2 protein-coding genes are annotated in these 1,591 nt (G+C 61.6%); both read left to right on the forward strand.

Annotated elements, in window-relative coordinates; all coding sequences use genetic code 11:
* Positions 1-570: glutathione S-transferase (locus tag ALO64_RS09950; RefSeq protein WP_054991706.1), on the forward strand; the 570-nt coding region annotated here is incomplete at its 5' end.
* Positions 571-572: 2 nt separating this feature from the next.
* The gene (locus ALO64_RS09955; protein ID WP_044343936.1) at positions 573-1,523 is read left to right on the forward strand and encodes a Nudix family hydrolase; all 951 of its coding nucleotides are present in this window, start codon (positions 573-575) and stop codon (positions 1,521-1,523) included.
* The last annotated feature ends 68 nt before the right edge of the window (positions 1,524-1,591 follow it).

Below are 1,591 nucleotides of genomic sequence, written 5' to 3' on the forward strand. Positions count from 1 at the left end.
TGGCTGGTGCTGGAAATGACCGGTGCTGCGTTCACCGATCAAGTCATCCGCCTGAACCTGCCGGACACCCGCGAGAATATTCTCAAGTATTCGCCGACCGGCAAGGTGCCTGCGCTTCAGTGTGAGCACGGCACGATCATCGATTCGCTGGCGATCTGTGAATATCTGGTCGAGCGCTTCCCGGACGTCGAGCTGTGGCCGCGTGATATCGCTGCCCGTGCCCAGGCCCGTTCGGCGTGTGCGCAGATGCACAGCGGTTTCGTCAATCTGCGCTCGAACATGCCAATGGACTTGCGTCAGGATAAGGCGCTGGAAGTGATCACCGTCGATACCCAGAACGATATCGACCGTATCGTCGAGCTGTGGGCCGAATGTCGCGCTGCTGCTGCCGAAAGTGGTCCTTTTCTGTTTGGCAAGCCGAGCATTGCTGATGCGTTCTTCGCACCGGTGGCTATTCGTCTGCGCGGCTATCACGTCCAGTTGCCAGCAGAGGCACTGGCGTATATCGAAACCATCTACCAGTGGCCCGCCTTCAAGCGCTGGCAGCAGGCAGGCCTGCAGGAGTCCTGATCGTGAAACGAGTTCATGTGGCTGCCGCCGTCATTCGTGGCGCTGACGGCAGTGTATTGATTGCCCGACGTGCCGACACTCAGCATCAAGGTGGCCTCTGGGAGTTTCCCGGTGGCAAGGTCGAAGAGGGTGAGACCGTTCAGGCCGCACTCGCACGTGAGCTTCAGGAAGAGTTGGGGATTCAGGTCACGGCAGCGCGTCCGTTGATCAAGGTCGGTCACGATTATGCGGACAAGCAGGTATTGCTGGATGTCTGGGAAGTCTCGGCATTTACCGGCGAGCCGCATGGTGAAGAAGGGCAGCCACTGGTCTGGGCGGCTCCGCGAGAGCTGCCTCACTACGACTTTCCGACCGCCAACCAGCCGATTGTCGCTGCGGCACGTTTGCCCGGCGAGTATCTGATCACGCCTGACGGACTGGACAATATCGAGCTGTTGCGCGGTATGCAGAAAGCCATCGCAGGCGGCATCAAACTGGTCCAGTTGCGTGCGCCGGGTGGTTACGACCCCAAGTACCGTGACCTGGCCGTGGATGCGGCGGGTCTGTGTGCCGGCAAGGCGCAGCTCATGCTCAAAGGGCCTCTGGAGTGGCTGGGCGACTTTCCGTCCGCCGGTTGGCACCTGACGGCGGAGCAACTGCGCAAGTACGCCAGTCGTGGACGTCCGTTCCCCGAGAACCGCTGGCTGGCGGCGTCGTGCCATAACGCCGAAGAGCTGGCCCTGGCAGAGCAGATGGGCGTGGATTTCGTCACCCTGTCACCGGTTCAGCCCACCCTGACTCATCCCGATGCACTGCCGCTTGGCTGGCAGCAGGCGGCGCAACTGATTGCAGGCTTTAACAAACCGGTCTTCCTGCTGGGCGGTGTAGGCCCTGCGCAGCGCCAACAGGCTTGGGAAAGCGGCGCACAGGGCGTGGCCGGGATCCGCGCGTTTTGGCCTGACGAGATCGTCTGAGTCGCCCAGCTGACGCAGAGCACTCATCGTTATACACGTCCGCTTTTGACTCCGGCCGAAGGCCGTGG

It is taken from the genome of Pseudomonas meliae, from assembly GCF_001400515.1.
In the GTDB taxonomy this organism is placed as follows: Bacteria; Pseudomonadota; Gammaproteobacteria; order Pseudomonadales; family Pseudomonadaceae; genus Aquipseudomonas; species Aquipseudomonas amygdali.